Raw genomic sequence first — 1022 nt, 5'->3', positions numbered from 1 at the left:
GACCAGCGAGATCCGCCAGGTCAACATGGGCTTCAACCGCATGGCCCGCGAACTCGCGAAGGTCGAGGAGGACCGCGCGGTGATGCTCGCCGGCATCTCGCACGACCTGCGCACCCCGCTCGCGCGCATGCGGCTCGAGGCCGAGATGAGCGTGCACGACGAAGAGGCCAAGCGCAACATGGCGCTCGACATCGACCAGCTCGACGCCATCATCGACAAGTTCATGGACTACGCCCGCCCCGGCGAGACCAAGCTGGTGCCGGTGCACGTGAGCAGCCTGGTCGAGCGCGAGATGCAGGGCTTCCGCGACCCGAGCCAGATCCGCATCAGCTCGCGCGTGGCGATCGACACCAAGGTGATGGCCGACGAGATCGAGCTCGGCCGCGTGTTCCAGAACCTGTTCGAGAACGCGCGCCGCTACGGCCGCTCCACCGACTCCGGCGTCGCGCGCGTGCAGGTCAGCTACGCGCGCACCGGCCCGTGGGTGATCCTGAGCGTGCGCGACCACGGCCCCGGCGTCTCGCCCGACAAGCTGAAGCAGCTCACCACCCCGTTCTTCCGCGGCGACGCCGCACGCACCGCCGCGACCGGCGCCGGCCTCGGCCTCGCGATCGTCGAGAAGGCAGTGCAGCGCATGGGCGGCAACTTCGAGCTGTCCAACGCGTCCGATGGCGGGCTGGTCGCGCACGTCAGGCTGAAGCGCGCGCCATGACGACGGGGGCTCCGATCGCCCGCGCCGGGGCTCGCGGGTGGCGCGTGCTGTTGGGCATCGCCATCGTCGTGCTGTTCGGCGCGCTGGTCGCGCGCGACTACCAGGGCGCCTGGTACGAAGAGGAAGACAGCCACCGCGTCGTCGTCAAGCTCGCGATCTACTGGTTCTCGTGGCTGCTGTGGCCGGCGCTGGCGCTGCTGGCGCGCGAGACCTGGCGCACCGCGCGCCGCCGCAAGCCGGCCGCCACGTTCGCCGGCCTCGCGGCCCTCGCGCTGTGCGGCTGCTTCACCTGGGCACGTTTCATCGAGCC

General features: G+C 70.8%; 1 protein-coding gene and 1 pseudogene. Both read left to right on the top strand.

Going from position 1 to position 1022, the window contains the following annotated elements; genetic code table 11:
* The coding region (locus tag AC1D15_RS34130) for an ATP-binding protein (protein ID WP_477829563.1) at window positions 1–712 on the top strand (712 nt) is incomplete at its 5' end.
* A pseudogene (locus AC1D15_RS34125) lies at window positions 709–1022 on the top strand (hypothetical protein); the annotation flags it as partial. The gene AC1D15_RS34130 and the pseudogene AC1D15_RS34125, both read left to right, overlap by 4 nt.

The sequence above is a fragment of the Rhizobacter sp. P2_H2 genome (assembly GCF_056403375.1).
Note: the sequence above shows the minus strand (reverse complement) of the source record. Positions and strands in the feature narration are given on the sequence as shown.